This is a genomic window from Acidimicrobiales bacterium, from assembly GCA_041394185.1.
Lineage (GTDB): Bacteria > Actinomycetota > Acidimicrobiia > Acidimicrobiales > Poriferisodalaceae > JAAETH01.
Map to the genome: position 1 here is coordinate 176110 of JAWKIQ010000002.1, position 26170 is coordinate 202279.

The 26170-nt window shown below is 65.3% G+C and carries 30 protein-coding genes; 16 read left to right on the forward strand and 14 right to left on the reverse strand.

Annotated elements, in window-relative coordinates:
- Positions 1-4: 4 nt before the first annotated feature.
- The 3 genes from R2770_08345 to R2770_08355 all read right to left on the reverse strand — a co-directional run bounded on the left by R2770_08345 (position 5) and on the right by R2770_08355 (position 1873).
- Complete coding sequence (locus R2770_08345) at positions 5-202, reverse strand: hypothetical protein (GenBank protein ID MEZ5280471.1); 198 nt, start codon at positions 200-202, stop codon at positions 5-7.
- Positions 203-212: 10 nt separating this feature from the next.
- Positions 213-632, reverse strand: coding sequence for a hypothetical protein (locus R2770_08350; GenBank protein ID MEZ5280472.1), 420 nt, complete (start codon positions 630-632; stop codon positions 213-215).
- 128 nt (positions 633-760) lie between these two features.
- Positions 761-1873 (reverse strand): acyl-CoA dehydrogenase family protein, encoded by a 1113-nt coding sequence (locus tag R2770_08355; protein ID MEZ5280473.1) that lies wholly within the window; start codon positions 1871-1873, stop codon positions 761-763.
- A gap of 92 nt (positions 1874-1965) precedes the next feature.
- Here R2770_08355 and R2770_08360 point away from each other — a divergent pair, with 92 nt between their 5' ends.
- From R2770_08360 to R2770_08370, 3 genes are read left to right on the forward strand one after another with little or no spacing between them, the layout of a single operon-like run.
- The gene (locus R2770_08360; protein ID MEZ5280474.1) at positions 1966-2256 is read left to right on the forward strand and encodes a type II toxin-antitoxin system prevent-host-death family antitoxin; all 291 of its coding nucleotides are present in this window, start codon (positions 1966-1968) and stop codon (positions 2254-2256) included.
- Between the two features lie 2 nt (positions 2257-2258).
- Positions 2259-2675, forward strand: coding sequence for a type II toxin-antitoxin system VapC family toxin (locus R2770_08365; GenBank protein MEZ5280475.1), 417 nt, complete (start codon positions 2259-2261; stop codon positions 2673-2675).
- Positions 2676-2707: 32 nt separating this feature from the next.
- Positions 2708-3325 (forward strand): MBL fold metallo-hydrolase, encoded by a 618-nt coding sequence (locus tag R2770_08370; GenBank protein ID MEZ5280476.1) that lies wholly within the window; start codon positions 2708-2710, stop codon positions 3323-3325.
- Positions 3326-3331: 6 nt separating this feature from the next.
- Here R2770_08370 and R2770_08375 read toward each other — a convergent pair whose 3' ends face one another.
- Positions 3332-3841, reverse strand: coding sequence for a hypothetical protein (locus R2770_08375; GenBank protein MEZ5280477.1), 510 nt, complete (start codon positions 3839-3841; stop codon positions 3332-3334).
- A 204-nt stretch (positions 3842-4045) separates the two neighbouring features.
- Here R2770_08375 and R2770_08380 point away from each other — a divergent pair, with 204 nt between their 5' ends.
- From R2770_08380 to R2770_08400, 5 genes are all read left to right on the forward strand, one after another.
- Positions 4046-5068 carry a hypothetical protein gene (locus R2770_08380; protein ID MEZ5280478.1) on the forward strand — a complete coding sequence of 341 codons (1023 nt, stop codon included), beginning with the start codon at positions 4046-4048 and terminating at the stop codon, positions 5066-5068.
- A 123-nt stretch (positions 5069-5191) separates the two neighbouring features.
- Positions 5192-6217, forward strand: coding sequence for a 2Fe-2S iron-sulfur cluster-binding protein (locus tag R2770_08385; GenBank protein ID MEZ5280479.1), 1026 nt, complete (start codon positions 5192-5194; stop codon positions 6215-6217).
- Positions 6218-6284: 67 nt separating this feature from the next.
- Positions 6285-7046 carry a Fe-S cluster assembly ATPase SufC gene (sufC, locus tag R2770_08390; GenBank protein MEZ5280480.1) on the forward strand — a complete coding sequence of 254 codons (762 nt, stop codon included), beginning with the start codon at positions 6285-6287 and terminating at the stop codon, positions 7044-7046.
- Positions 7043-8281: a SufS family cysteine desulfurase gene (locus R2770_08395; GenBank protein ID MEZ5280481.1), complete on the forward strand. Its 1239-nt coding sequence runs from the start codon at positions 7043-7045 to the stop codon at positions 8279-8281. The genes sufC (R2770_08390) and R2770_08395 overlap by 4 nt, the downstream gene beginning before the upstream one ends.
- Positions 8282-8314: 33 nt before the next feature.
- Entirely contained in the window at positions 8315-8797 is a 483-nt protein-coding gene (locus R2770_08400; GenBank protein MEZ5280482.1) for an SUF system NifU family Fe-S cluster assembly protein, read from the forward strand.
- A gap of 6 nt (positions 8798-8803) precedes the next feature.
- On the opposite strand, the gene R2770_08405 is transcribed toward R2770_08400, so the two are convergent.
- Entirely contained in the window at positions 8804-9259 is a 456-nt protein-coding gene (locus tag R2770_08405; GenBank protein ID MEZ5280483.1) for an NUDIX domain-containing protein, read from the reverse strand.
- Between the two features lie 204 nt (positions 9260-9463).
- On the opposite strand from R2770_08405, the gene R2770_08410 reads away from it, so the two are divergent.
- Complete coding sequence (locus R2770_08410; GenBank protein ID MEZ5280484.1) at positions 9464-10861, forward strand: hypothetical protein; 1398 nt, start codon at positions 9464-9466, stop codon at positions 10859-10861.
- Between the two features lie 144 nt (positions 10862-11005).
- On the opposite strand, the gene sufC (R2770_08415) is transcribed toward R2770_08410, so the two are convergent.
- The 4 genes from sufC (R2770_08415) to R2770_08430 form a co-directional block, all read right to left on the reverse strand.
- Positions 11006-11797 (reverse strand): Fe-S cluster assembly ATPase SufC, encoded by a 792-nt coding sequence (gene sufC / locus R2770_08415; GenBank protein ID MEZ5280485.1) that lies wholly within the window; start codon positions 11795-11797, stop codon positions 11006-11008.
- An 8-nt stretch (positions 11798-11805) separates the two neighbouring features.
- Entirely contained in the window at positions 11806-12135 is a 330-nt protein-coding gene (locus R2770_08420; GenBank protein ID MEZ5280486.1) for a non-heme iron oxygenase ferredoxin subunit, read from the reverse strand.
- Positions 12132-13379, reverse strand: a complete 1248-nt coding sequence (locus tag R2770_08425) for a SufD family Fe-S cluster assembly protein (protein MEZ5280487.1) — start codon at positions 13377-13379, stop codon at positions 12132-12134. The genes R2770_08420 and R2770_08425 overlap by 4 nt, the downstream gene beginning before the upstream one ends.
- A 110-nt stretch (positions 13380-13489) precedes the next feature.
- Positions 13490-13870 carry a hypothetical protein gene (locus tag R2770_08430; protein ID MEZ5280488.1) on the reverse strand — a complete coding sequence of 127 codons (381 nt, stop codon included), beginning with the start codon at positions 13868-13870 and terminating at the stop codon, positions 13490-13492.
- Positions 13871-13950: 80 nt separating this feature from the next.
- Between R2770_08430 and R2770_08435 the strand changes: the two genes are divergently transcribed.
- From R2770_08435 to R2770_08445, 3 genes are read left to right on the forward strand one after another with little or no spacing between them, the layout of a single operon-like run.
- Positions 13951-15909, forward strand: a complete 1959-nt coding sequence (locus R2770_08435; GenBank protein ID MEZ5280489.1) for an ATP-binding cassette domain-containing protein — start codon at positions 13951-13953, stop codon at positions 15907-15909.
- Complete coding sequence (locus tag R2770_08440) at positions 15906-16667, forward strand: energy-coupling factor transporter transmembrane protein EcfT (GenBank protein ID MEZ5280490.1); 762 nt, start codon at positions 15906-15908, stop codon at positions 16665-16667. The genes R2770_08435 and R2770_08440 overlap by 4 nt, the downstream gene beginning before the upstream one ends.
- 12 nt (positions 16668-16679) lie before the next feature.
- A complete protein-coding gene (locus tag R2770_08445) occupies positions 16680-17141 on the forward strand; it encodes a hotdog domain-containing protein (GenBank protein MEZ5280491.1) in 462 nt (153 codons plus the stop codon).
- A 10-nt stretch (positions 17142-17151) separates the two neighbouring features.
- On the opposite strand, the gene R2770_08450 is transcribed toward R2770_08445, so the two are convergent.
- Entirely contained in the window at positions 17152-17940 is a 789-nt protein-coding gene (locus tag R2770_08450; GenBank protein ID MEZ5280492.1) for an aldolase/citrate lyase family protein, read from the reverse strand.
- Between the two features lie 24 nt (positions 17941-17964).
- Positions 17965-19473 carry a hypothetical protein gene (locus R2770_08455; GenBank protein MEZ5280493.1) on the reverse strand — a complete coding sequence of 503 codons (1509 nt, stop codon included), beginning with the start codon at positions 19471-19473 and terminating at the stop codon, positions 17965-17967.
- 116 nt (positions 19474-19589) lie between these two features.
- Here R2770_08455 and R2770_08460 point away from each other — a divergent pair, with 116 nt between their 5' ends.
- Both R2770_08460 and R2770_08465 read left to right on the forward strand, forming a co-directional pair.
- The gene (locus R2770_08460; protein MEZ5280494.1) at positions 19590-22247 is read left to right on the forward strand and encodes an alpha/beta fold hydrolase; all 2658 of its coding nucleotides are present in this window, start codon (positions 19590-19592) and stop codon (positions 22245-22247) included.
- A 26-nt stretch (positions 22248-22273) separates the two neighbouring features.
- Entirely contained in the window at positions 22274-23383 is a 1110-nt protein-coding gene (locus R2770_08465; protein ID MEZ5280495.1) for a hypothetical protein, read from the forward strand.
- On the opposite strand, the gene R2770_08470 is transcribed toward R2770_08465, so the two are convergent.
- On the reverse strand, positions 23380-24033 hold the full coding sequence (locus R2770_08470) for a hypothetical protein (GenBank protein ID MEZ5280496.1): 654 nt from the start codon (positions 24031-24033) through the stop codon (positions 23380-23382). The two genes, R2770_08465 and R2770_08470, sit on opposite strands and share 4 nt — an antisense overlap.
- Before the next feature lie 10 nt (positions 24034-24043).
- Positions 24044-24559 carry a hypothetical protein gene (locus tag R2770_08475; protein MEZ5280497.1) on the reverse strand — a complete coding sequence of 172 codons (516 nt, stop codon included), beginning with the start codon at positions 24557-24559 and terminating at the stop codon, positions 24044-24046.
- A 39-nt stretch (positions 24560-24598) separates the two neighbouring features.
- On the opposite strand from R2770_08475, the gene R2770_08480 reads away from it, so the two are divergent.
- Both R2770_08480 and R2770_08485 read left to right on the forward strand, forming a co-directional pair.
- Complete coding sequence (locus R2770_08480) at positions 24599-25033, forward strand: DUF3293 domain-containing protein (GenBank protein MEZ5280498.1); 435 nt, start codon at positions 24599-24601, stop codon at positions 25031-25033.
- Positions 25034-25047: 14 nt separating this feature from the next.
- A complete protein-coding gene (locus R2770_08485; protein MEZ5280499.1) occupies positions 25048-25665 on the forward strand; it encodes a VOC family protein in 618 nt (205 codons plus the stop codon).
- On the opposite strand, the gene R2770_08490 is transcribed toward R2770_08485, so the two are convergent.
- The gene (locus R2770_08490) at positions 25658-26095 is read right to left on the reverse strand and encodes a PIN domain-containing protein (GenBank protein ID MEZ5280500.1); all 438 of its coding nucleotides are present in this window, start codon (positions 26093-26095) and stop codon (positions 25658-25660) included. The two genes, R2770_08485 and R2770_08490, sit on opposite strands and share 8 nt — an antisense overlap.
- Positions 26096-26170 lie beyond the last annotated feature (75 nt).

Genomic DNA, 26170 nt, shown 5'->3' on the forward strand with positions numbered 1-26170 from the left:
GCCGTCAGCGCGAGGTCGGGCTCGGCCGATAGCCGCGGTTGCGCGCCTCAGCCAACGTGTCTGGTCCGAACGTTGCGAACTGGTGAGCCGCAGCGAGGTCGGCTACGGCGTCGGCTTCGGTGCACTGGTCGAGGTCATAGACGATCTGGGTGCGCTTGTCTCCGACGAAGCGAAACCCCTCGAGGCCCTTTGGACGATCCATTCCCCACACTCTATTGCCCCTCGACCCGACCCAAGGCACCGATGGCCGCCAAGTAAGCGAGGTGTTCGGCCACCACCGCATCGACCTGGGGACGCGTCACATCGAAACCGCCAGATCTGACACGACGGTAAACCCCCGCCACAACAGACTCTCCCTGTAGAAGAACCGGCTCGGCCTCGATGTCGGCGGCTCCCCCACCCTCGAACTGCAAGACGTTCGTGTGCTCGCGAAGAACCTCGCGGACCTCGTCGCGAGACATCGAAGCAGCCAGCTCGAACGACAGTCGACCCGACACGAAATCGACGGCCTCATCGAGCCGATACACGGGCATCAGACGCTGCGACCCCAAGCGCTGCGCCTCACGACCGATAGCCCAGGCCGCGATGACGAACACGATCACTGCAACCAATATCGCGGCGACGATGAACATGAGACCGATCAGGATACGCCCTCACATCGACCCCGAGCGCGACCAGGCCCCGCCACCAAGGTGACGGGGCCCGGCAACGGGGAAGCCCTAATCGGCTACAGGCCGATTCAGTACCAACCGCGAATCGGCTACAGGCCGATTCGCTGTGCCAGCAACTCGCGGTGGTAGGCGGGATCGCCGAACATCAGCTCAGAGCTCTTGGCCCTCTTGAAGTACAGGTGAGCCGGGTGCTCCCAGGTGAAGCCGATGCCGCCGTGGATCTGGATGTTCTCGGCCGCACAGTGGAAGTACGCCTCCGAGCAGTAGGCCTTGGCCAGCGAGGCGACCGAGGGCAGCTCGTCGTTCATCTCGGCAGCACACCAGCCGGCGTAGTACGCAGCAGACTTGGCCGACTCGACCTCGAGCAACATGTCGGCGCACTTGTGCTTGATGGCCTGGAACGAACCGATCGGACGACCGAACTGCACACGATCCTTGGCGTACTGAACAGCCATCTCCATGACGAACTGGGCGCCACCGACCTGCTCTGCGGCAAGACCAACGGCGGCCAGGTCGAGGATGGTCGAGATCATCTCGAAATTGTTGGTGTCGGCCAGGTGCTGTGCAGGCGTGTTGTCGAACGTCAGGCGAGCCTGCTTGCGGGTCTGGTCCATGGTGGCCAGCGACTCGCGGGTGAGGCCCGATGCGTCGCCGTCGACCGTGTACAGGTGGATACCACCGTTGGCCTTGGCGGCAACGATGATCAGGTTGGCGGTGGCGCCGTCGATGACGAACATCTTCTCGCCCGACAGGGTCACCGAGCCCGAGTCGCCCGAAGCCTCGACGGTGACGCCCTCGGCATCCCAGCGACCGTTGGCCTCGGCCAACGCCAGCGTGGCGATGGTCTCGCCGGACGCGATACCCGGAAGGTACTGCTCCATGGCCGCCGTGTTGCCAGACTGCATCAGTGCGTTGGCGGCCAGGACCACCGACGAGAAGAACGGTGCACACAACAAGGCGCGGCCCATCTCCTCGAGAACCACGATCAGCTCGACATAGCCGAAGCCCTGCCCGCCGTACTCCTCGGGAATGATCAGGCTCTGCAGGCCCAGCTGTTCGGCCATCTGCGACCACACGGCCTGGTCGTAGCCGTTCTCGGTCTCCATGAGCTCGCGGACGGCGCTCTCGGGCGACTTGTCCTCGAGGAACGACCGGACGATGCTGCGAAGCTCTTCCTGCTCTTCGGTGAAGGCGAAGTTCACGTGTGTCTCCTGTTCTGCGAACTGGAGCCATTTGTAATCGAGGCATCGAAGAAGTGCACATCGAGATGTGTACGCATGCGTACACTGTGGCGATGACCCGCGGCCCCGAAACCCACATCGGAATCCGCGAGCTGAGGGCCGACCTCGCGACTCATGTGCGCCGTGCCGGCGCCGGCGACCCGGTGGTGGTGACGGTCGACGGCAGACCGGTCGCACGGCTGGGGCCCCTGGGCCAGGCCGCCGACCCGACCCTCGAAGACCTGATCGCCACCGGGCTCGTGCAACCTCCTGCCAGAACCGAGACACCAAGGCCGCCACAGCCCAACTCGGCCGTGGCAGGGCTTCGGGCCAGTGATGTGTTGCGCGACCTCAGGGGGCGCTGAGCATGCTGTTCATCGATTCGTCGGCGCTGCTCATTCGCTACTTCGCCGACGAACACCACGCCCTGGTGGTCGAAGCCATGGACGAGACCGACCGCTGGTGCGTGTCGGCAATCTCTCGCACCGAGGTACAGCTCGGCCTTCACCGGCTGGCGATGGGCCCCTTCGACCAGCAGCGCCTGTGGTCACGCTTCCGAGACGACTGGGACCACATGCACGTCGTCCCGGTCGACGATCGTCTCCTGGCGAGGGCAACCGATCTGGGTTCACAGTTCGGCCTCAAGACGATCGACGCCATCCAGATCGCAGCCGCAGATCGACTCCCCCGCCCGGTGTCCTTTCTGACTTTCGAGTTCGCCCAGATACCGGCAGCCGCGGAGCTCGGGTTCGACGTCATCAGCCTGACGGAGGCCCAGGTCTGATCGGGTGACACGCCGCAGCGATAACATCTCGTATGGCTCGAAACACGCTGCACTGGTCGGGTACTGGCATCGAGGTCCACAAGGTGGTGGTCGGACCGTACGAGAACAACGTCTTCACCATCCGCTGTACCGAAACCGGCGATGCCGTGCTGATCGATGCAGCCAACGAACACGAGCTGTTGCTTGAGCTCTGCCAGAGCCTCGGTGTCCGTACGGTCGTCGAAACCCACGGCCACTGGGATCACATCCAGGCCATTCCCGCCATCCGCGACGCCGGCTACGAGGTGGGTGTGACCGCCGAGGACGCAGCGATGTTGCCAAGCTACGACTTCATCCTCGAGGACCAATCGGTGATCGAGGTCGGACGCTTGCGCATTCACACCATCCACAACCCAGGCCACACCCCGGGCTCGATGAGCTTCCACGTCGAGGGCACCCCGCTGCTGTTCACAGGCGACACGCTGTTCCCCGGAGGGCCTGGTAACACGTTCGGCAACTCCGAAGATTTCGAGACGATCATCCAGAGCATCGAAGACCGGATGTTCTCGAAATTCGGGCCCGACACCATCGTGCTACCAGGCCATGGGCTCGACACCACGATTGGCAACGAGCGCCCACACCTGCAGGAATGGGTCGACCGGGGCTGGTGATCCTCGTCAGCCAGCCGTCAGATCGAAGGTCTGCGGACCGCCATCGAGTTCGACGGTGACGCTCACCACGCGCAGACCGCTTCCGTCGGTGTCGTCCAACTCGACGGTCTTGCGACCTATCACATAGTCCTCGGTCAACATGAACGACTCGTCGCCGATGCGAGCGATTCTCACGTCAGCTGGTAGATCGTCCTGGCCCAACCCCAGCAAGGCCTGGGCCTCCTGGCGCAGCATCTCGTCGTCAGACTCACCGGCCTCACCCGACTCGCCAGATGGAGGCCCAGGTGTTGCCTCGGTGCCGTCCTCGTAGCAGTCGGGATCGTCCTCGGGGCACGCACCCGCGGCAGGGTTGCCACCGCCGACGCCAAGGCCGTCTTCGGAGTCGGCCGCCTCGGTCGTGACCGTTGTCTGCGAGGTGTCGCCGTCGTCGACCGACGAGTCGGAGTCGCCGCCGCAGGCCACGGCCCCGAAAACGAGGAGACCAACGATGGCCGGCAGAAGGGTCTTGCGCAGCATTTGATGCCTTTCGTGACTGTTGCTTCGTACTAGGGCCTCATCGGGCCCGACACACATGGGACGCACGCGACCGGCTCGGCGGTTCCCAGCTGCGAAGTGACATCTGCCTCAACACCCCGTTGACACCACCGCCGCACTTCAGTAGTTTGACTTTTGATAATCAAGATTCAAACGATATTCCGACACCACCAAGGGGGAACACAGATGACCATCGCCGACAACACCCGTTCGCAGGAACCTCCTCCCATCGACAACCCACACAACGTCTTTCCCCTGTCGTGGGTTCGCGAGACGGACAAGATGGAGGAGATCTACGCCGCCGCACTGCGCGAGAACTGGGACCCGGCATCGCTCAGCTGGTCCGAGTTCGACGCTTCCAAGTACACCTGGGAGCAGCGCGAGGCCATCGCCTACTGGTGGACGCTGCTGAGTGTGTTCGATGCTTCGGCGCCACCCGTGTTCGCCGCGGCGCTGATCAAGACCTACGAAGACCACGAGGAAGACCCTGTTCGCCGCTGCTTCTTCTCTGTGACACGCGACGAGCAGAACCACGAGCAGATGTGTGGCCTGGCCATCACGACGCTGCTGGAACACCCCGACCCACTGACCTACGAACCCAAGACCGAGCTGGGCAAGAAGCTGCAGCGCAATGCCAGGTGGCTCTACTACAACGGCTCACGCTATTGGGATGGCTACAAGCAGGCGGTGCCGAAGTACAGCCTGGCCGTGCTGTTCTCGAGCTTCCTGATGGGCGAAATCGCAGCCGCCACCATCTTCCACCAGATGGCCTCGGGCGCAACCGAGAAGGTCTTCCAGGAGGCCTTCAAGAACATCGGTCGCGACGAGGGCAGGCACATGGCCATCTGCATGTCGTTGATGCAGCGCGACTACCCCAAGCTGGCCGTCGAAGATCGCTCGCTCATCACCAAGCAGATCAGAGCGGGGTACCTGTTCTTGTCGGCGGTGCTGTTCGAGCCGCCGGAAGACTTCTGGGACCTGCCAGACGACTTCATCGAGGTTCAGCGCGCCGGCGAAGCTGTGGCACGCGGTGCGGGCTTCTACATCCCCGACTACGAGACCAAGAAGGACAACTGGCGCGAGGCCATCCTCAACCTGAAGGGTGTACTCGACCGCTATGACATCCCCTTCCCCGCCATCCCCGAGGTCGGGATCTCCGGTGAGGAGATCAGCGACATCGAGATGGAAGACATCATCCCCGTCTTTTGACCCGCAGTCTGCGCTGTTCGCACACGAGGGCTCCTCGCCCGAACCAGAGGAGCCCTCGTGGCGCGATGGCGCTCCAGTCACTGACCAGCCCAATATTCAGCCCAATAGTCAGTAGGGAGAACAATGTCGGAGATAATTCTCCAACCGTCGGGGCAGCGGGTAGAGGCCAAGCCGGGCGAGACGGTATTGGCCGCCCTGGAAAGAGCCGGCTACGCACTGGACAACAACTGCCGCGCCGGAGCTTGCGGCGAATGTAAGACCAAGGTGCTTTGCGGCGAGTTCGACCAGGGCATGGTGCTGTCGATGGCCCTTTCGAGCGCCGAACGCGAGGCCGGATTCGGCCTGATGTGCATGGCGACGCCGCTCTCGGAAGAACTGGAAATCGACTATGGCACCGAGGACGCTCTGCCGAAGCTGTTCCCGCCACGGCTCGACGTGCCGTATGTGGTGACAGACCGCATCCAGCGCACGCCGACCATCGTCGAACTGCGCATCCGGCCGACCGAAGGGGGACCGCTGCGCTACTGGCCAGGTCAGTACCTGACCATCAGCCCCAGCGACGACCCCACAGCTGAACGCTGCTACTCGATCGCGAATGCACCCAGACCCGACGGCGAGATCAGCCTGCTGATTACGCGCATCGAAGGCGGCGTGACCAGCGGCTGGATACACGAGCACGCACAGGTGGGCTCACACCTGATCGCCTCTGGACCCTTCGGGACCTTCATCGGCGATCCCTCGACCGAGACACCGGTCGTGTGCCTAGCAGCCGGTTCGGGGCTGGCGCCGATTCTGGCCCTCACCGACGCTGCGCTGCGCCGGGGCTTCCCGCATCCGGTCACGCTGGTCTTTTCGGCTCGAAGCGCGGACGACATGCTCGCGGCCGGGCTGTTCGAGTGGTGGTCGTCGGTGCATCCCAACTTCAAGAGTGTCGTGACCTACACCGGGCCCGAACCAACCGAAGGTCTGAAGGGCCGAATCCCAGCCGTGCTGGGCGACATCTTCACGACCCTGGGTGGCACGAGCGTGTTCATCGCCGGCAGCCCCGAGTTCGTCACCGACTGCGAGAAGGCCGCCAAGGGCCTGGGAGCACGGCCCGACCTGATTCACACCGAGGGATTCACCGACCAGTCGGTCGCGGCGAGGTGACATCGACTCCGAATTTCCCCTATCCGCATAGTGATAATCGCTCGACCGACTTCTAGACTGCGTAGCCATGTCTCAGCCGCTGTTCGAGATCGAAGACCTCCACGTCCGAGTCGCCACCGAGGACGGATCGGATGGCCCCGCAATCGTCAAGGGCTTCGACCTGGTCGTAGGCCCTGGCGAGGTCCACGCCGTGATGGGCCCCAACGGTTCGGGCAAGTCGACCCTGGCCTCTGCACTGCTCGGGTCACCCGAGTACGAAGTGGGCGGCGGTGCGATCCGGCTCAAGGGTGACGACATCACCGACTGGGACCCAGACGTCCGAGCCAAGGCCGGCATGTTCCTGGCGTTCCAGTACCCCCAGGAGATACCCGGGGTCAGCGTCATCAACTTCTTGCGCCAGGCCGCCTCTGCACGGTCGGGCACCGACCTGTCTGTGCTCGAACTTCGCCTGTCGATCATGGAGTGGATGGAACGCCTCGACATGGACCCCGCCTTCGCAGACCGCTATCTGAACGAGGGCTTCTCGGGCGGCGAGAAGAAGCGCAACGAGATCCTCCAGATGGCGATCCTCGAACCAGACCTGGCCATCCTCGACGAGACCGACAGCGGCCTCGACATCGACGCCCTGCGCATAGTGGCGCGAGGTGTGCGAGAGGTCAGGGCCGACCGTCCCGAGATGGGCGTGGTGCTGATCACCCACTACCAGCGGTTGCTCGACGAGCTTCAGCCCGATCACGTTCACATAATGATCGACGGACGAATCGTGGCCTCGGGCGGAATGGAACTGGCCCAGCGACTCGAGGCCGAGGGATACGAGTCGTGGAGGTGACCCACGACCTCGATATCGCCGCCATAAAGGCCGACTTCCCCATCCTGTCGCGGCGAATCAACGACTCGAGACTGGTGTTTCTGGACTCGGCCGCTTCTTCCCAGAAGCCGCGCCAGGTGCTCGACGCGATGGACCGCTACTACGAGTTCTCGAACGCGAACGTCCATCGCGGCGCCTACACGATGGCTGCCGAGGCCACCGACATGATGGAGTCGGCACGCAACAAGGTTGCACGCTTCATCGGGGCACCATCCAGCGACGAGATCATCTTCACCAAGAACGTCACAGAGGCCATGAACCTGGTTGCACGCTCGTGGGGTGGAGCCAACCTGGGACCCGGCGACGCAATCTTGATCACCGAGATGGAGCACCACGCCAACATCGTGCCCTGGCAGATCATGGCCGCCGAGAAGGGCTTCGAGATCCGCTGGATACCGATCACCTCTGACGGACAGCTGGACCTGACCGACCTCGACCGCCTTCTGGACGGCGTTTCGATGGTCAGCTTCACTGCGATGAGCAATGTGCTGGGCACCATCAACCCCATCCGACGCATCACCGACGCCGCCCACGCTGCCGGGGCCGTGGTTCTGGTCGACGGCGCCCAGTACGTACCCCACCTTCCCACCGATGTCGCCGAGCTTGGATGCGACCTGTTCGCGTTCACCGGTCACAAGATGCTCGGCCCCACCGGAATCGGCTGCCTGTGGGGTCGATCTGAGATCCTCGACGCCATGCCACCGTTCCTGGGTGGAGGCGAGATGATCCTCGACGTGCGCAAAGACGGCTTCACCGCCAACACCGTCCCCCACAAGTTCGAGGCTGGTACTCCGCCCATCGCCGAGATCATCGGCCTGGGTGCCGCCGTCGACTATCTCAGCGACATAGGCATGGATCGCATCCGGGCTCACGAGGTGAGCCTCACCGGATACGCGATGCGCGCCCTCCAACAGCGATTCGGCGACGAGCTGGTCATCCACGGCCCATCCGAACCCGCAAGCCGCGGCGGTGTGTTGTCGCTCGACCTGGCCGGCGCACACCCTCACGATGTTTCGCAGGTACTCGATCAGCACGGAATCTGTGTTCGTGCGGGGCATCATTGTGCGAAACCACTGATGCGGGTTCTCGGCGTCAACGCGACGTCGCGAGCCTCGCTGTACCTGTACAACGACGAGAGCGACGTCGACGCGCTGGTCGACGCCTTGGCCGAGGCCAGGGACTTCTTCGCTTTCTGACCCGCCTTCTGACAGCCACGGCCAGGAGCACAAATGCCCGGACTCGAAGACCTGTACCGCGAGATCATCCTCGACCACTATCGCTCACCCCGTAACCGCGGTGAGCTCGAGTCGCCGCCTGCTCGTCGGGCCGAGGGGTTCAACCCACTGTGTGGGGACGAGATCGTCGTGTACCTGCAGGTCGACACCGACGAAACGGGCAACGAGGTGATCACCGACGTGGCCATCGGAGGTCAGGGGTGCTCGATAAGCCAGGCTTCTGCGTCGATGATGTCGACTGCGGTCAAGGGAAAGACACTGGACCAGGTCGCCGACGTCACCAAGGCCTTCAAGGCCATGATGTCGATCCACGAACAAGAACTCGACGGGTCCGAGGCAGAACTGGCCGAGGTTCCCGAGGTGAAGCTGGGCGACCTGGAGGCCCTGCGCGGTGTGGTGAAGTTCCCGGTGCGGATCAAGTGCGCAACCCTGGCCTGGAACACGCTGGCCCAGGCCGTTGACAACAATCCCGACTGAGCGGATTCACCATCGGTGGCCGGGTGGAACCCCGGTCACGTACTCCTTGATGCGCCGCGAGGTCGCGGCCGAGGTGCCATCGGGCAAAGCGTCCGGTGGGAAGAACGCCACCTCGGCGATCTCGGGGCTGCGGCTCGCCGACGTCTGCCACTCGTCGAGGACGAACACCACTATGTGGTCGCTCTTGTGTTCGGCGAAGCTCGAGTAGACGCCCAGAACACGGCGGGGAGACTCGGGTAGGACGATGCCGGTCTCTTCGAACAGCTCGCGACTCATGGCGTCGACCAGCGACTCACCCACCTTGACGCCACCGCCCGGCAGGAACCAGCCGTCGCGATAGGTGTGGCGTACCAGACACACACGCCCTGCCTCGTCCACCACCAACGCTCGAACACCAATCGTTATGCGGGGTGGGCGCAGCTGGAACCAGCGGCGATAGAGCCGGTAGAGCAGCTTCCTCATAGGGATTGACCGCGCCGGTGCGCGCGGCGCGGCGCACGCTGGCCCTTCGAGTTGCTCTTCACCATCGCAGACAGCGTATAGGGCACCAAGGACACCGCCGGGTGAGGTGCGCGCGGAACTCCCGCTGACCCGACGCTTAAGCCCCGCTGGCGCCGGTCGACGCCTTAGCCAAGGTTCAGGTTCCAGTTACAGGGGTATCAAGCCATGACAGACAATCCGATGGCCTCAGTGCCGATCTTCCCGGAGAGGCGCAAGGGGTACGATCCGATCGCCGTCGACCAGTACTTGCACGGGCTTCAGCGCCAGCTGGCCGAGGCCCAGACCAAGGCGGCCGCAGCCCAGCAGCAGCTCCGCAACGCCGGGCATGGCCCCGACGCAACCGCAGAAGCGGCCCGCACGCTGCAGGTGGCTCGCGAGACAGCCGAGAAGGCGCTTGGCGAGGCCCGAAACCACGCCAAGAAGATCCTCGCCGAGGGCAAGCGTCGCGCCGCGGAGGTAAGCGCCGAGGCCGACAAGCGCACCGAGAACGCCCGCCAGGTGTCTGCCCATGCAGAGCACCTGCGCGCCGAGGCATCACAGCTGGTCACCGGCGCCCGCATGGAGGCCCAGTCGATTCGAGACCAGGCCGAGCACGACGCCAACGACGTCGTTCGGCGCGCCGAAGCGGCCGCCGAGCAGATTCACCAGAGCGCCAACCGCGAAGCTGCCGAGATTCGCACGATGGCGTCGAACGACGCTGACGAGATCAAGCTTCAGGCTCGCACCAAGCTGGCTCAGGCCAAAGAGGCCATCAAGGAAGCCGAGGACCGCGTCATCGTCGCGGCCAAGGAGCACGCCGCGCGAATCATCGCCGAGGCCGAATCGGAAGCCACCAACATCCGCACGGTTGCCACCGCACGCTCCAACCGCATCGTGTCGGAGGCCGAGGAGATGGCCGAGGGCATGCGCCGCAAGGCCGACCTGGCACTGGCCCAGGCCGAACAGGCCGCCACCGAAGCGCGCCAGAACGCCCAGGTCGAAGCCACCACCATCGTCGAGGACGCACAGCGCAACGCCGACCAGACGGTGATTCGTGCCAAGGCCGAAGCTCGCGAGGCCGCTCTGGCGACCAGCCGCCAGGCCACTGCTGAACTCGAGCGACTGATCGCCGACCTCGAAAGCCGCAAGACCGAGCTTTCAGAGCAGGTACGCCAGCGCCGCACCGAGCTCGAGCAGACCAACGAACAGCTGGCCGCCGCCCGCTCGATGGCTGCCCGCGAGCTCGAGCAGATCCGGGCCGAGCAGGATCAGCTGATCGCTGATGCCCGACTCCGCAGCCAGGAGATGATCCGCAGGGCAGAGGCCGAGGCCGAGGCTCATGCCGCAGCCAAGCGCAAGGCCGTCGACGAGGAGGTCCGCAGGCTTCGCGAGGTTCTGGGCAACCAGACGACCTCGATCCTGTCTGCGCTCAGCAACCTCGACACCTCGATTGCCGACGGCAACCAGGTAATCGACCTGGCGAGCGAGACCGAAACCGAAACCAACCGTGACGAGGCCGAGTTGGTCGGAGGCGGAAGCTCCTCTGGCTACCCGCTCATCGACACTGCCTACGACTCGATCTGAGTTGTGCCGGGATGACCCGGAACACGATCGTCCAGCCCTTCAGGGCTGGATAGACAAACCGCCCCCAGGGCGGGCCTGGCCCTGAACCAGCCGGCAGCTGCCCCAACCCCGACATCGGGGTCGGGGCAGCAGTCGTTTTGGCGTCTATGCAAACGGATCGGCGAAGGGGTCTTCTGCAGCGCTCGGCTGCGCGCTCGCAACCGACTCGGCTGGAGTGAAGCGGGCGTAGCCGTCGGTCTCGAGCACCTCGGCCAGTTCGGGTCCGCCCGACTCGACGATGCGTCCCTTGACCAGGATGTGGATCCGGTCGGCTCTCAGCTCGTGCAAGAGCCGGTTGTAGTGGGTGATCGCCAGCACACCGAGCGAGTCCTCGTTGGTCATCTGCTCGACACGCGCCGAGCAAGCCCTCAACGCATCGACATCGAGACCCGAGTCGAGCTCGTCCAGGATGGCGATCTTGGGCTTGAGGACACCCAACTGCATGGTCTCGTTGCGCTTTTTTTCGCCGCCAGACAAGTCGACGTTGAGGGCTCGGTCGAGGAACCTCTCGTCGAACCCGATGCGCTCGGCCTCGGCCCGAAGCGCCTCGGCGACGCCGGCCGATGAGCGTCCCGACGCGGCGAAGGCCTCGAGCATCACCGACTCGACGGACACCCCTGGCACCTCTGTGGGGTACTGCATGGCCAGGAACAGTCCGGCACGGGCGCGTTGCCACGGCTCGAGCGCAAGCATGTCTGTGCCGTCGAGGGTGACCGAACCGGCGGTGACCTCATAACCGGGCCGGCCCATGATGACGTTGGACAGGGTCGACTTGCCGGCTCCGTTGGGCCCCATGATCACATGGACCTCGCCCGACGACACCTCGAGGTCGACACCTCGCAGAATCTCGGTCCCGCCAACGGACGCATGCAGCCCCTGGACCTTCAGAGTGGTCATGGTCAACCTCACCCTTCCCCGCCGGGCAAGACGACTACCACGTCGTCTCCCTCGACGCTGACGTCGTACACCGGCACCGGCTTGATGGCCGGAAGCGAATCGGGCTGGCCCGTCGTCAGCGAGAAGCTGCTGCCGTGCTTGGGGCACTCGAGCGAGCAGCCATCGACGGACAAATAGCCTTCCGCAAGCGAGAAGTTCGCGTGGCTGCACCGGTCGCCGATGGCGAAGACCTGGCCGTCGACCATGGCCACGGCGATGCGATGACCCTCGATATCGATACGAGTGGCCTGCCCTTCCACGAGGGCTTCCAGAGCGCACAGACGCAGCTTGCGGGTCATGACGCCACCTCGTTCTGGAGCCTGGAAGCGATCAGAGAGTCAACCACCGAGCCGATTCCGGCGTGGGGTGTGCGAGCCACGATGTCGGAGAAGAAGCCCTGCACCACGAGGCGCTCGGCTATGGCGGTCGGGACGCCGCGACTCTCGAGGTAGAACTGCTGCTCGGCGTCGATCGGGCCCACCGCGCTGGCGTGGCTGCACTTGACGTCGTTGTTCTCGATCTCGAGATTGGGCACCGACTCTGCCCACGCGGTTTCGGACAGCTTGATGGTGCGGTTGGTCTGGAACGCCTCGACCGCCCTGGCGTCTTTTTCGATGCGGATCAGGCCGGTGTAAATCGAACGGGAGTTGTCGTCGACAGCACCCCTGAACTCGAGATTGGATCGAGTGTGTGGAGCCACGTGGGTCTGGAAGGTGCGGAAGTCCAGCGACTGGTCGCCTTCACCCAGATAGACCGCTGTGATGTCACCTTCGGCGCCGCGCCCGACCATTCGGGTGTCGGTGCGCAGCCTTGCGTAGGCACCGCCGAGCGCCACAGCGTTGGTGGCGAGAAGGCCGTCGGCCTCGATGGTGGAGACCTGTGACGCGATCTGCCAGACCGAAGGGGCGAGGTTCTGGACCACCAGGTACTTGACCCTGGCCGCTTGGGACAGGGCCAGCTCGGTAACGGGCAAGACCAGCGCCTTGACCTCGTCGGAGGTGACGACCTCGATGACCGTTACCTCGCAATCTTCGCCTGCAACGACCGTGGTGCGTGGTGCGATGAGGGCTCCGTCAGCGCTGATGTGGTGCCTGACGACGATGGGGCCATCGATGACCGCGCCACGAGCGATCCGGATGACCAAAGGATCGGGGGCCAGCGCGAGATTGAGCTGGGCGAACACGTCGAGTTCGCCGTCGTACACGCCACCTACCGGGACGGCATCGGCCGATTTCGCGGCCTGGACGACCTGGACGCCAGCCTCGCGTCGTACGTCCACGGATACGACGTGGCCGTCGACGGTGTCGATCAGTACCGCAGCATCAGAAACCGCATCGTCGCCGATGAACTGGGAACTCTTCGGTTCGCTGGGCGCCGCCACAGGCGAATAGGCCGAGATGTCGATCTCGTCGATGGGGCTGTAGCGCCACTCTTCTTCTGCGGCGGTCGGCAGGCCTGCCTGTGAGGCAGCCAGCTGGGCCTTCGATCTCAACTCGGAGAGCCAAGCAGGTTCGCCGGCGTGTGTGACTTCGGGAATCGACATTGACGAAAGCCTCGACGCAAGGGGTTGATAAGTCAGCGTCGGAGCATACCGGCAATATGCACTATCTCCGTAGTGGAAATTCGGCCAGGTTCGAGATTTTCGAGCCTGCCTCAGCGCTTCTTCTTGCGCTTACGCATCGCAGCGCGAGCCTTCTTGGACAGCTTGCGCTGCTTTCCGGACTTGGCTCGTTGCTCGGCCTCGACCTCGGCCAAAATCTGCGGCCCGACAGAGTTGACGATCTCCTCGGCTTCGTCCAGCAGGGCCGCTATCGAGTCGTCCTCGCCCAGGCCGGGAGGCTCGTCTGCAAAGCTGTTGACGGCCAGCGAACCGTGAACCCAGCCCACGTCGAGCTGACGAGGTTCGTACTTGGGGCAGTCGTCTGGGCAACGCCATGGTGCTTCGGGCGCCAGGTCGAGGTTGCACTTCCGAACGGTGTCGCCGTTGGGGTAGGTGCGACTCTCGTAGTGATGGCAGTTCGTCCGCATCGGCATGGATTCAGTCTGCCAAAACTGAACACATCGTCCACCTCATGCTCATCGCAGCGGTGCCGACCGTGCCTATCATGCGCCGGGTGCTGAAACGTCGAACCGAGGTGAGCCCGGCGCGGGCCAGCTCGACACCAGGAGAGGTCGCAGACGCAGCAGCGGTCGCGGCGTTGGTGTTCACCTCGGCCGCCATCGGACGGCTGCTGGCGTTCGGCACGTTCTTCCAGCTTCTGTCCACCGTGGTCATCGTCGTTCTGGCCGTACGCAGACGCACCCGCACCGTGGTGATGGCGGGTTCGGCGGCGGTGATGCTGGGAGCGATCCTCGGCGGCATCGGCCCGATCAGCCAGCTCGGTGCCGCCGCATTGTTCGGTGGCACCGTCGGGTCGCGGCTGCGTCGGCACTGGCCCCGTTGGCGGACCGTGCTGTTCACCACTGCGGTGTGCACGCCGGTCGTGTCGGCCGGAACCATCGTCTATCTGCTGATCTTCTCGCGAGCGCGCGAGCTGAACTTCGAAAACGCGCGCAACGTCAGCGAGGGCGCTTCGCGGGTGCTGTCGTGGGTCAGGCTCGACCCGGTGGGCGAGGGTCTTGTCGACGTTGTCGAGTGGTCGATCGAATGGTGGTGGGCCGCGACACCGCTGATCCAGGGCGTCGTCTCGATCGTGTACGCCTGGTTCACGGTCCGAATCTCAGAACCGGTTCTCGAGCGCGTCGACAGTGCGTTGGGAGAGGCCCACTCGAGCCCGGTCGGGGCTGTCGGCGACCCACTGCCGGTACACCTGTCCGAGGCCTCGGTCAGGCGCGACGCCGTGACGCTGACCCAGGTGTCTCTCGACCTCGAACCGGGCCGCCTGGCGGTATTGCGCGGCCCGAACGGAGTCGGCAAGAGCACCCTGCTCGACGCCCTCGCCGGTTTGGGCAACTCGAACATCGCTGCGGAGCCGCCGTTCAGCCCTGTCGGGTTGGGCCAGCGGGGCGGGGTGGCACTGGTGGGTCAGCGACCCGACTCGCAGGTGCTGGCGCTGACGGTGGCCGACGAGTTGAGGTGGTGCGGCGTATCCGAGGACGATCTGACCAGACGGCTCGCCCAGGTGGGGCTGGCACCATTGGCCGACCGCAGCACCGCCACGTTGTCGGGCGGAGAGCTTCAGCGGCTGGCCATCGCCTCCGCCCTGGCGCGCGAGCCACGCCTGTTGTTGTGCGACGAGGCCACTTCGATGCTCGACCCCCAAGGCCGGGCCCAGGTGATGGATCTGCTGCGCTCGGTAGCCGACACGGGTACAGCGGTTCTCGCCACTACCCACCTCGAGCTCGACGCCAGCTCCGCCGACGACGTCGTCACCATGGGCAGCCCGGCTTCGACGATGATCATCGCTCCCGATGCGCGGGGTCCGGCGGACGTGGTGCTCGAGGCTCAGAACGTGTCGGTTGTTCACGACTCGGGATCGCCCTGGGCGGTGCCAGCGTTGCACGGCATCGACCTGCGCTTGCGCAAGGGCGAGTTGACGCTGATCACCGGCGGAAACGGCTCGGGCAAGACGACGCTGGCCTGGACGCTGGCCGGTCTGTACAGACCCAGTTCGGGACAGGTGCTCATCGATGGTCAACCCCTCGAGGGCCCCGATCTGCGGATAGCCCTGGCGTTCCAGCACGCCAGGTTGCAGCTGCTGAACGACGAGGTCGACGAAGAGGTGCAGTCGATGTCGGGCGCCGACGATGTCGCCTACGAACTGCGCACCGTGGGCCTCGATCCGATATCGATTGGCGACCGCAAGATCGACCACCTCAGCGGCGGTGAGCAAAGGCGCGTGCTGCTGGCCGGCATCCTGGCTCGCCGACCAGAGGTGGTGCTGCTCGACGAGCCACTGGCAGGTCTCGACCCCGAAGGCCGCGACCGTCTTCGAAGCATCATCCATCACCTGCTGGCCCAGCGTGCTGCGGTGGTGGTCGTTTCACACGAGCCCGACTGGGCAGACGACCTGCTGGCCCAGCGAATTGAGCTGGCCGGGGGCCGCATCGCCAAGACGGAGCGTCTCACATGAGCGGGGCATCATCTGGGCGGGTGATGAGACACCTGCCGGGCGACTCCCCCATCCATCGCATGTGGGCGGGCACCAAGATCCTGTGGGTGCCCATCGTGGGGTCGGCCATCGCATTCAGTATCTCGTGGACCGCCATCGGCATCGGATGGCTGGTGGTTCTGGCCACCTTCCTGCTGGCCCGGCTGCCCAGGGGCGTGGTTCCCAAGCCGCCCAAGGTGTTGTTGATCGCGGTCGGAATCTCGTTCTTCCTGGCGCTGCTCAGCAACGACGAACCAGCCGTATACGGCGTGGGTGTTGGCGGCGTCGCCGACCTCGCACGGTTCCTCGCGTTTGCTTGGATGATGACGGCCATGGCCCTGTTGATCGGCTGGACCACCAAGCTCGACGACCTCGCCGCCGCTCTCGACCGCCTGTTGAGGCCACTGCGCCGCTTGGGTGTGCCTGTGGACGAGATCTCGACGGTGATAACCATGGCCGTGCGTTCGGTTCCGTTGGTGGCCGACGAGATGCGCACCCTGCTGGCAGCCCGAAGGCTGCGGCCTCAAGACCCCAACCAGCCCTATGTCGACACCGGCGTCGACCTGGGAGTGGCACTGGTCGTCAGCACCTTCAGGCGGGCCCGCGAGATGGGACGCACCCTGGCATCGCGTGGCGGAGTTCGACGTCCTCCCAGCGATCGGCATCGGCTGAGTCGCATCGACCTGGTCGCCGGCCTCCTCGGAGCTGCTCTGGTTGGCGGCATCATCGCCTTCACCTGATAGAACGCCTCGATGTCCAGACCGCCAGTCCCAGAACCCGAACCGCGCCCGTACCTGATTCCCGAACCTGGCAAGTTGATGGGACGCGGCCATTCGGCCGGTGACTTCCTGCAGGCCTGGGATTGGGACGTGCTGGACGAACAGGTCGGCTACCTGAAGGTCTTGGCCAAGCTGCCCGACCACGTTCGCAACAACCGCCAGCAGTTGTTCGGCGGCTTCACGGGCACCTACATCGATCTGATAGGGCTGCACACTGTGCGCTCGGGCCCCGAACGCACCGACCCCACGATGGCCCATCGATACCTCGCCACCACCAACATGCGCATCGACTACTTCGAGCCCATCATGGGGCCGACGTTTGTCATCGAGAGTCGGGTCACCCGCTCGAGGGGACGCGATCGCTTTGTGGTGTCAGAGTTCTTCCAAGACGAGACAATCGCCGTGCACGCCCTGACCCAGTGGAAGGTGCTGTGAGCCGCCGCCGTCAGTAGCCGGTCTTGGAGGATTCGCCGTCGGGGTCGGCTGTGGCCATCGCCTTGCCCATCTCGACCTTGAAGCCCACGCCCATGGCCCCCAGGTCGCTGGCGACGGTGAGCATGCGGAAGCCGGCTGCGAGCCGCCTTTGGATCAGACCGCCGTTCGAGTGCATGCCAGCAACGATTCCTCGCTTGTCGCAGGCCTCGACGATCTTGGCCAGAGCGGCATCGAACTGGGGGTTGCCGTCGTTGTTCACGGGCGGCAGGCCATAGGTCAACGACAGATCGGATGGCCCGACATATACGGCGTCGATGCCTTCGACGTCGAGGATGGCGTCGAGGTCGTCGACCGCCTGGGCGGTCTCGATCATGGGGATGACTGCGATGTTGTCCTGTGCCCACTGCATGTAGTTGCCCGCTACGCGAGGCGCAGCCAGCACGGGCCCGAAGCTGCGAGAGCCGTTGGGCGCATAACGACAGGCGGCGACCACGGCCCGGGCCTCGGCGACCGAGTTGACCATGGGCACGATGACGCCAAGCGCGCCGGCATCGAGCATCTTGCCGATGATGCCAGGGTCGTTCCACGGGACGCGCACTATGGGCGTTGCATCGACGGCCAGGATGGCTTGAATCTGGCGCACGGCCGACGTGTAGTCGCTGACACCGTGCTGCATGTCTACGCATACATAGTCGAACCCGGCCAGGGCCATCGCCTCGGCCACCGCCGAGCTCTCGGACGAGAGCCACCCGCCCAGGGTCGATTTGCCGTCGCGCCACTGCTGTCTCAGCGATTCCATGCGCCGGTTCTAGCAGAACTGCGGTCAGCCGACGAAGGTCACCTGGGGCAGAACAGCGCCGGCGAAGTTGTTCGACCACGCAGGGGTGCCGCTGTCGCTCACCTGAATGGGCTGGCTGCCCTCGAGCCCGACCCTCCAGGTGCCGGAAAGACCACTCTCGGCGCCATAGCGGAAGTACACACCCTCACCAGCTGCGGCGACGTACTGCCACGACACATCGGTGACAAGCGTGGTGCGCTCGCCGGTTTCGACATCGACGGCGACGAGGTCTGGCCATACCCCTGCGGTTGGGCCGAGTTCGTCGCGCCCTTCCTGCACGACGATGGTGGTGTCGAACACCCAGGCGGGTGTTCCCTCCAACGGGATCAGCCGCTCGTCTTCGCCGAACCCGGTGAAGTAAGCCAGTTCCTGGCGACCCAGCTCGTCGGCCAAGAACATCAGCAGCCCTGTCTGACCCTCGAACGCGACCAGCTGAGCGAGGCTCGGCTCGATCGGCGATTGTTCGACCGTGAAGGCCGACCGGCGGCCGTCACTGGTCAGTTCGACCAGCCGGAGCTCGTCGTCCCCGAACGTGACCAGCGCCATGCCGTCAGGGGTAGGGGCCGCCAAGATGGACCCGACATCGGTCAGTGCAACCAGTCCTCCGCCTGGCGTCCACCACTGAACCTGCTCGACCCCCACAGCGATTTGGTTGACCGAAGCGATCAACAACGAGTCGGCGCCCACCAGCTGAACGATGTGTTGCGAAGCGCTGTCACCGGCACCCAGGTTCATCACCTCGTCGACCGTGCCTTCGGCATCGGCGTGAAACAGCGTTCGGGCGGCGTCGCCGCCTTCGTCTGACTGTGCGACCCAAGCTACCGAACCGCCAGCGAACAAGACCTCCGACGACAGCCTGGCCCTGACCACCTCTTGTCCGCCGAAGGTTCGCCTGACGATGGTAACGCCGTCGGGAAGTGATTCGAGAATGAGTTGGCCGTCGCCCGCAAAGCCGTCGAAGCTACCTACCAGATCGACTTCGTGTTGCAGGTCGAGCGAGAGGTCATAGACCTCGACCTGCTGCGAACGATGTACCGCGAAGAAACCGTCGCCCAGGTGATAGCCGCCTGAGTCACGGGCCGAACCGATCGGAGGGTCGAGTTGCAGAACCGATCGCGCGCTCGATCCGTCGTAGGGCGCCAGAACCAGCGAGACATCGCCGCGAGAGCGAATCGGGATCAGCCAGCCCTCGTCCGCCTCGAACAGGGCCCCCTGGTCGTCGAAGGTGTACAGCGGATCGCCGGGCAGCGCCACGTCGATGAAGCTGCCGTCGGGCTGACGGATGTACAGAACACCGTCGACCTCCTGCAAGACGATGGCCTCGGGCGGCACGAACTGGGGCTGCGGCCGAAGCGTCGACCACGACCAAGAGCCAACCGCAGCCACCAGCGCAGCCACCGCCAGGGCCACCAGCAGCCGTCTCGAACGCGACTGCACCGAATCGTCGCCGGCGGGTGCTGTGGCCGTGTCGTCGAGGATGACGATCTGGTTCACGACGCCGCACCCACAGCCATCAGTCTGCCAGCCAATCGGCGTCGGGCCGAGGTCACCGCTGCGCCGACATCGGCCAAGGCGCTCAACAAGGACCCCCGAAAGTTCGATGGATTGACATGAGGTCGTGCAGGCGAACCCTGATCGTTGTCGCGATTGTGTTGGGCATCGTGTCGACGCCCGCGCCCGCCCGCGCCGATCTCGCCGGCCCCCAGGGTGCCGCTGTAGCAGACATCGCCTCGGACCCCGACGGCGGCGGCTATTGGGTGGTCGACGATTTTGGCAACGTGTATGCGTCGCGAGCCCAACACCACGGCGAGTTGGGCTGGCAGATCATGCTGCCTGGCGAAAGGGTCGTGTCGATCGAGGCCACGCCAACGGGCGGTGGGTACTACCTGTTCACCAGTATGGGTCGCGTGGCCCCGTTCGGAGACGCCCGCGGCCTCGCCGACCTGACCACCAATCCCCCTCCCGCACCCATCGTCGACGCCTCGCTGACGCCCGACGGCGACGGCTATGTGATGGTGACCGCAGGCGGGTCGGTCTACGCATTCGGCGACGCGATCCACCAGGGGTCGGGGGCCGACTACACGATCCATCACCCGGTCATTGCCGTGGTGACGTCGACCACCGGATATTGGATGGTCGACGTCAGCGGCGGTGTGTGGGCGTTCGGGGCGCCGTTCCTCGGCGGCGCCAACGACGGCCAGCCGCGCAACATCGTCGACGCTGCGCGCGACGGCGACGGCTACGCCCTGCTCGACTCGAACGGCACGACCCACCACTACTCGCCGTCTGGTGCCCGAACCGTGGTGGCCCGGCCCGCTTCGCCCAGCGGTTCGGTGGCCCTCTCTAAACTGGACGAGACCACATCGGTGGTCGATGCCGACGGCACGGTGTGGCTGGCGACTGGCGGGACATCCACAGACTCCTCGACCGACCGCCGCATAGGACGAATCGATGTCGAACCCGTGCCGATGGCGATCGCCCCAGTGGACGCAGTGGCGACCATGGGATATCGCAGCATGTCGGGCCCCGACCGCAATGCCTGGCAGGCCTTGGTGCCCCAGGCGCACGACGTCACCATCATCTCCAGCGCCGACGGCGCGGCCCAGCCCGCGATGTGGTTGCCGGCTCCCGAGGCCGGGCGCCCCGTCCTGGTGGTGCTGCACTCGTGGTCGGCGGCGTACGACCAACAATGGAGCATCCCGTTCGCACAGTGGGCCCGCGACAGCGGCTGGGCGATGATCGCCCCGAACTTCAGGGGGGTCAACAAGCAGCCCACGGCAACCGGGTCTGAACTGGCGGTGGCCGACGTCGTCGATGCGGTCCAGTACGCCACGGCCCGCGGCGCCGACCCAGACCGGGTGTTCGTCATCGGTTTCTCGGGCGGCGGCCACATGGCCTTGCAGATGGCTGGAAGGCACCCCGAATTGTTCGCGGGCGTCGCCGCGTGGGTACCGGTGTACGACCTGCCCGGTTGGTACGTCTACAACGAGGTCTACGCTCCGTGGCGGCACTACATACCCCACATCGAAGGCTCGTGCGGCGGGGCGCCCCGGCCCGGAACCGCTGCCTATGACAGCTGCGTCCAGCGCAGTCCGATGACCCACCTCGACGCGGCGCGCGCCGCTGGCCTACCGGTGTACATAGCCGGGGGCCTCCGCGACTCGATAGTGCCGCCGTCGCATGCGGCCAGGGCATTCAACCAACTCGCCGACCCCGCGGATCGGTTCACCCAGCGCCAGGTGGATCACTTCGACCACTTCGTCATGCCTCCCGAACTCGAGGGCCAGCCCGGCGCACCTTCGTACTTCGGGCCAGAAGACAAGCAGGTCGTGCTGTCGCGTTCGTCTGGGCCGGTGACGTTCGTGTTGTTCAACGGCTTCCACGAAATGTTCTTCGAGCCGGCCCTGAAGTGGTTTGCCCACGGCCCCGCCAGTGGCGGATTCGAGGCCGAACGAGATCGGGCCCAGTGCCGAGCCGACTCGACCCCTCCCCGATCGCCATCGTCATCGGTGGCACAGGGCTACTGGGTGCTCGATTCGGACGGAGCGGTGCACGGTTTCGGGGTTCCCAGCCTTGGCGACATAACCGCAACCGGCCGCACCGCCGTGTCTCTGGAAGCGACCCCCAGCGGGCGTGGATACTGGATCGTCGACGACCGTGGATCGGTTCACGCATTCGGAGACGCCGAGTTCCACGGCGACATGGCCGGCCGCGAACTGGCCGCTCCCATCCGCAGGCTGGTCGCCAACCCCGCCGGCACCGGCTATTGGCTGCAGGCCGACGATGGCGGAGTGTTCACGTTCGGAGACGCCAGGTTCCACGGTTCGACCGGCGCCATGCAACTGGCCGCGCCGATCGTGTCGATGGAGCCGACATCCACCGGAGGCGGCTACTGGTTGCTCGGCCTCGACGGTGGTGTGTTCAGCTTCGGCGACGCCGAGTTCCACGGCTCTACCGGCGCCATGCAGCTGAACTCGCCCGTCATGTCGATGGCGTCCAATCCCGACGGCAGCGGCTACTGGTTGCACGCCGGCGATGGTGGCGTGTTTGCCTTCGGGGCGGTCGGCTATTTCGGTTCGGTGCCGGGCACCGGCCGCTGTGACACGGCCAGCCCCGCCCAGTTCGCCCCCACCGCTTCGGGGAACGGTTACTGGATAACAACGAGCGAAGGTGAGGTCTTTGCGTTCGGAGACGCCCCGAACAACGGCCGCCTGGCGTTCAGGCCCGGGGTACGAGCGGTCGACATGGCCCCATCTAGCGCTGGATGAACCTACCCAGCGCGTAGCCTGCCACGGTGACGTTCGCGACGCCCGCGAGGGCCCTCAGAAGGCTGAAGCCGGCTGCCTCGCCCGGCCTCTTGGCCAGTTCGGCAGCCGTTTCGGCTGTGTTCGCCGCCACCGCCCTGGCCGTCCCCGAGGTGGTGGTCGACTACGGCGTCAACACCGGCGCCGCCGCTCTGATTTCGACTGCGCAGGTCGGTGGGTTCACCGTCGCCAACCTGCTGGGCGGGCGCAGACTGGTCCCCTCCGTGAAGATGGCCAGGTGGGCCGGCATCACCATGTTCGTGGCCAACGCTGCGTCGGCCATCGCCCCCAACTATGCAAGCCTCATCGCACTGAGGGGCATCACCGGTATCGCCATGGGTCTGCTGACCTGGATCGCCTGGGCCGACAGTGCTGACGACGACAACCGGCGGGGCGAAATAGCAGCGCTTGGCCCGGTGACGTCTGTGGTGGCGGCACCCCTGATCGCACTTGCTTCGTGGTGGGGTGGCCTCGACGCCATCTACCTGACGTTGGCGGGGTTCAGCGCCGTGTGCCTTCTGTTGCCATTGCGCGTAGACCCGGCGATCACGCGCGGTCGACGCCCCATCGAGGCTCGTGGCGTCATCCCGGTGCTGCTCGGCATGGGGGCCCTGGCCCTGGGCGGTTCGGCGGTCTTCGTCTTCAGCGGCGTCATCGCCGACAACCTCGGCATGAGCACGATCGCACTCAGCCTGGCCCTCAGCCTCAACGCCATCACCGGAATACCGGCGGCCCGCTATGCAGGCCGACGGCGTATGCCCGGCGGATTCATCGCTATCACCGCATTGTGCGCCTTGGCCCTGGCGACCGTCGATTCGCAGGTGGTGTTCTTCGCCGCGATGGCGCTGTGGGGCGCAGCTTTCTGGATGGCGGTGCCCGAGGCCTACACGCTGCTGTCGGAGCGCTCCAAGCACCCGGCCGACCGCATCGGCGACGCTCAGGCGGTGATGGCTCTGGGCCGCGTCATCGGACCTACGGTGGGCGGCATCCTGGTCGCAGCCGGTTCGTTCACCGTTCTGGGTGTGGCCGCCGCGGGGATCATGCTGGCCGGCGCCATTCTGGTGGAGATAGTGGCCACCAGCCACCGACGCAGGCGCTAGCCCGCGGCCTTGTCCTGGTGCGAAAGCGCCACGGTGCGGTTGGATCCGTCGGCGCCAACGATCACGAAGCGATTGACCGACCACTCGGTTGCGTGACCGATGGCGACCAAGAACCAAACCGTTCCGGCTCCAGCGGTACCGCCCAAAGCCAATCCGCCGAAGAACGCTGCCGCCTCCACTGCGAAGCGCGCGTAGGCGATGCGCAGGCCCCGGCGTCCCAGAGCGGTCATGGTGCCGTCGCGAGGCCCAGCCCCCATGTCGGCACCCAGATAGAGACCCCCGGCCAGACCCACCACCAGCGGCCCGGCGACGAGGTAGCCGACGCGAAGTGCCATCGAGGTCGGGTCTCCCAGCAGCCACATGGTCAGATCCACCACCGGGCCGATCACGAGGACATTCAGCAGTGTTCCCAAACCGAGCGGCTCTCGAAGTGCGATCATCACCAGCACCATCAGGGCTCCAACGAGGCTGATGATGGTTCCTACCGGCAACCCGACCCTTTCGGCTATGCCTTCGTGCAGTACGTCCCACGGAGGCAGGCCCAGGTCGGCCACGAACATCAGGGCCAAGCCCACGCCGAACGCCACCAGCCCGGCGACCAGTTGAGCCCAGCGTCGAACGAGGCGATCTGTTGGTATCGGGGCGAACATCGCAGGGAACCTAGCTGGCCGCGAACGTGCCAATTGTCCGGTAGGCGGAACCATCGGGCGAGGGCACGCTTGCGACCAGGTCGATCTGGGCCACTTCGAACTGGGCGCTGAGCTCGAACGGTTGCAGGGCGGGTGAAGCATTCCTTCGCACCCGCCCGACCGTCACGTGTCCCACGAACCCCCGGCCTGCGGTGTCGGTCACTCCAAGGGCGCGGGTTGCGCCCTGAACCGTCATGGCCAGCCCGTCCAGTCCCGCCACCGGAACCACCAGCGCCGATGGGCCCAGCCTCGTCAATCCGGGCCCCACAGACGCAATCACCGGCTTGAACCTCATCGATTCAAGGGCCCTGGCGACGGGTGCGGCGTCCGCGTCGCCCAGAAACCACAACGTCACGTGCCTGCGATGGCGCTCGACCCATCTGACGTCGTTTGTCTTGCGCAGGTGACGCCGATGGTCGGCGGGAATGGTGTCCAGCAGATCATGGATCTGGGCCGGAAGCCAGGTCGCCACGAACAGGCGGTTCATCGGGCCAGTAAAGCATCCACCGTCGCTACGATCGTCTCGATGAGCCCTGCGGACGCGGCAATTTGGGATATCTACGTCGCCAGCGAGGTCGACCTCGGCGAACCCTTCCACGCCTCGACCGACCGCTTCTGGCCGCACGATCTGCCTCGAATGCTGGTCGTCACCGCGTACAACCCGCAGAGCGCCGTGCTCGACCGTTGCGAGAACGAGGCGCGAAGTTCGCAGATGCGTGCCCTGCTGTCGGAGCGGTCGGTTCGACACATCGAGGCCACCGGACGCTCCAGCGACCACTCGTGGATCGAGCCCGGCTTCGGACTGCTCGACGCCGACTTCGAGTTTGGCTTGGAGCTTCTGCGGAGGTTCGACCAAAAGGCGATGTTCGAGTTGGCCGATTGCACGCTGAAGGTGTTCGCCGCCGACGGATCGCTCATGCGAACGCGAGACATCCCGAATCGCCAGACGGCCTCCGGCTGAGCGACAATTCGTCAATGGCCATCGTCGACCATCTCGTATACCGAGTTCCCGACCTGAACCGCGGCGGCGCGTTCATCTCGGCCCTGACCGGTGTCTCGCCGACCAGAGGCGGCCCGCACCCGGGTGCAGGCACCCACAACTCGCTGTTGTCGCTGGGCCCCGAGACCTACTTGGAGATCATCGCTACCGACCCCGACCAGGCCGATCACACCGGGCCCAGACCGTTCGGCGTCGATCCCGATGCGTCTCAGCAGCTCGTGACCTTTGCCGTTCACCCGGGCCCAGGCGAATCGCTCGCCGGTGTCGCCGCTGTCATGGCCGAGTTGGGGTTCGATCCGGGCCCGTCACGTTCGATGAGCCGGGTGACACCTGCGGGCCAAACGCTCACCTGGACGCTCACATCGGCCCCGCAGGGCCCGGTGCCGTTCGTGATCGATTGGGGGGCCACAACGAACCCCGCCGGCACCTCACCGGGTGGGTGCAGCCTGGTCGAGCTGCACTGTTGCTGGCCCGAACCCGGCCGGCTTCAGGAACTGCACCAGGCGTTGTCGATCAACTCTCAGATACTGCGAGGTGAGCCGGCCGTGTTCGCCGTGATCGACACGCCGCACGGCCGAGTCGACATCAGGTGATCTGAAGGGCTCCGGGCTCGTTCGAGGGCGCTGGGTTGCCCGAGCCACCGAGCGTCTCGATGTTGACGCCCGGTATCGTCGGCCAGCGCGGTTCGGCCGTCAAGACCTGCCAGCCTCGGTCGAGGGCCAAGGCCACCACCGCTGCGTCCACGATGGGGAACCACTTGTTCTGATGTTCGGTGCGCAGGTTCATCGCGGCCAAGGCCAGGTCGTTACCCATCGCCTTGATGCGAATGCCCCTGCGATAGAGGTCGGCCATCAACTGCTCTGGTCCGCCGTGGCGGCGCAACCGATTGAATACCTCGGTTCGCGTCACATCCAGCATCACGACACTGGATGCGTTGCGCACGGCTCGTTTGGCGGCACCGTGAAGCGGATGTTGTTCGTCCAGCAGCGCCACGGCTGCGTTGGCCTCCAGCACTACGGTCATAGTCTCGAGCCTCTGTCCCAGATGCTCGCCGAAAGGTACGCCCACACGCATTCCTGATCGGCAATCTGACGCCGT

What these genes read in the sequence shown, in the direction of transcription:
- sufC (MEZ5280485.1), bottom strand. Translation starts at nt 11,797, where the DNA reads ATGACCACTCTGAAGGTCCAGGGGCTGCATGCGTCCGTTGGCGGGACC.
- R2770_08405 (MEZ5280483.1), bottom strand. Translation starts at nt 9,259, where the DNA reads ATGAGGAAGCTGCTCTACCGGCTCTATCGCCGCTGGTTCCAGCTGCGC.
- R2770_08365 (MEZ5280475.1), top strand. Translation starts at nt 2,259, where the DNA reads ATGCTGTTCATCGATTCGTCGGCGCTGCTCATTCGCTACTTCGCCGAC.
- R2770_08470 (MEZ5280496.1), bottom strand. Translation starts at nt 24,033, where the DNA reads ATGTTCGCCCCGATACCAACAGATCGCCTCGTTCGACGCTGGGCTCAA.
- R2770_08445 (MEZ5280491.1), top strand. Translation starts at nt 16,680, where the DNA reads ATGTCCAGACCGCCAGTCCCAGAACCCGAACCGCGCCCGTACCTGATT.
- R2770_08375 (MEZ5280477.1), bottom strand. Translation starts at nt 3,841, where the DNA reads ATGCTGCGCAAGACCCTTCTGCCGGCCATCGTTGGTCTCCTCGTTTTC.
- sufC (MEZ5280480.1), top strand. Translation starts at nt 6,285, where the DNA reads ATGTCTCAGCCGCTGTTCGAGATCGAAGACCTCCACGTCCGAGTCGCC.
- R2770_08400 (MEZ5280482.1), top strand. Translation starts at nt 8,315, where the DNA reads ATGCCCGGACTCGAAGACCTGTACCGCGAGATCATCCTCGACCACTAT.
- R2770_08490 (MEZ5280500.1), bottom strand. Translation starts at nt 26,095, where the DNA reads ATGACCGTAGTGCTGGAGGCCAACGCAGCCGTGGCGCTGCTGGACGAA.
- R2770_08425 (MEZ5280487.1), bottom strand. Translation starts at nt 13,379, where the DNA reads ATGTCGATTCCCGAAGTCACACACGCCGGCGAACCTGCTTGGCTCTCC.
- R2770_08410 (MEZ5280484.1), top strand. Translation starts at nt 9,464, where the DNA reads ATGACAGACAATCCGATGGCCTCAGTGCCGATCTTCCCGGAGAGGCGC.
- R2770_08450 (MEZ5280492.1), bottom strand. Translation starts at nt 17,940, where the DNA reads ATGGAATCGCTGAGACAGCAGTGGCGCGACGGCAAATCGACCCTGGGC.
- R2770_08345 (MEZ5280471.1), bottom strand. Translation starts at nt 202, where the DNA reads ATGGATCGTCCAAAGGGCCTCGAGGGGTTTCGCTTCGTCGGAGACAAG.
- R2770_08350 (MEZ5280472.1), bottom strand. Translation starts at nt 632, where the DNA reads ATGTTCATCGTCGCCGCGATATTGGTTGCAGTGATCGTGTTCGTCATC.
- R2770_08370 (MEZ5280476.1), top strand. Translation starts at nt 2,708, where the DNA reads ATGGCTCGAAACACGCTGCACTGGTCGGGTACTGGCATCGAGGTCCAC.
- R2770_08430 (MEZ5280488.1), bottom strand. Translation starts at nt 13,870, where the DNA reads ATGCCGATGCGGACGAACTGCCATCACTACGAGAGTCGCACCTACCCC.
- R2770_08420 (MEZ5280486.1), bottom strand. Translation starts at nt 12,135, where the DNA reads ATGACCCGCAAGCTGCGTCTGTGCGCTCTGGAAGCCCTCGTGGAAGGG.
- R2770_08380 (MEZ5280478.1), top strand. Translation starts at nt 4,046, where the DNA reads ATGACCATCGCCGACAACACCCGTTCGCAGGAACCTCCTCCCATCGAC.
- R2770_08385 (MEZ5280479.1), top strand. Translation starts at nt 5,192, where the DNA reads ATGTCGGAGATAATTCTCCAACCGTCGGGGCAGCGGGTAGAGGCCAAG.
- R2770_08440 (MEZ5280490.1), top strand. Translation starts at nt 15,906, where the DNA reads ATGAGCGGGGCATCATCTGGGCGGGTGATGAGACACCTGCCGGGCGAC.
- R2770_08480 (MEZ5280498.1), top strand. Translation starts at nt 24,599, where the DNA reads ATGAGCCCTGCGGACGCGGCAATTTGGGATATCTACGTCGCCAGCGAG.
- R2770_08460 (MEZ5280494.1), top strand. Translation starts at nt 19,590, where the DNA reads ATGAGGTCGTGCAGGCGAACCCTGATCGTTGTCGCGATTGTGTTGGGC.
- R2770_08475 (MEZ5280497.1), bottom strand. Translation starts at nt 24,559, where the DNA reads ATGAACCGCCTGTTCGTGGCGACCTGGCTTCCGGCCCAGATCCATGAT.
- R2770_08360 (MEZ5280474.1), top strand. Translation starts at nt 1,966, where the DNA reads ATGACCCGCGGCCCCGAAACCCACATCGGAATCCGCGAGCTGAGGGCC.
- R2770_08485 (MEZ5280499.1), top strand. Translation starts at nt 25,048, where the DNA reads ATGGCCATCGTCGACCATCTCGTATACCGAGTTCCCGACCTGAACCGC.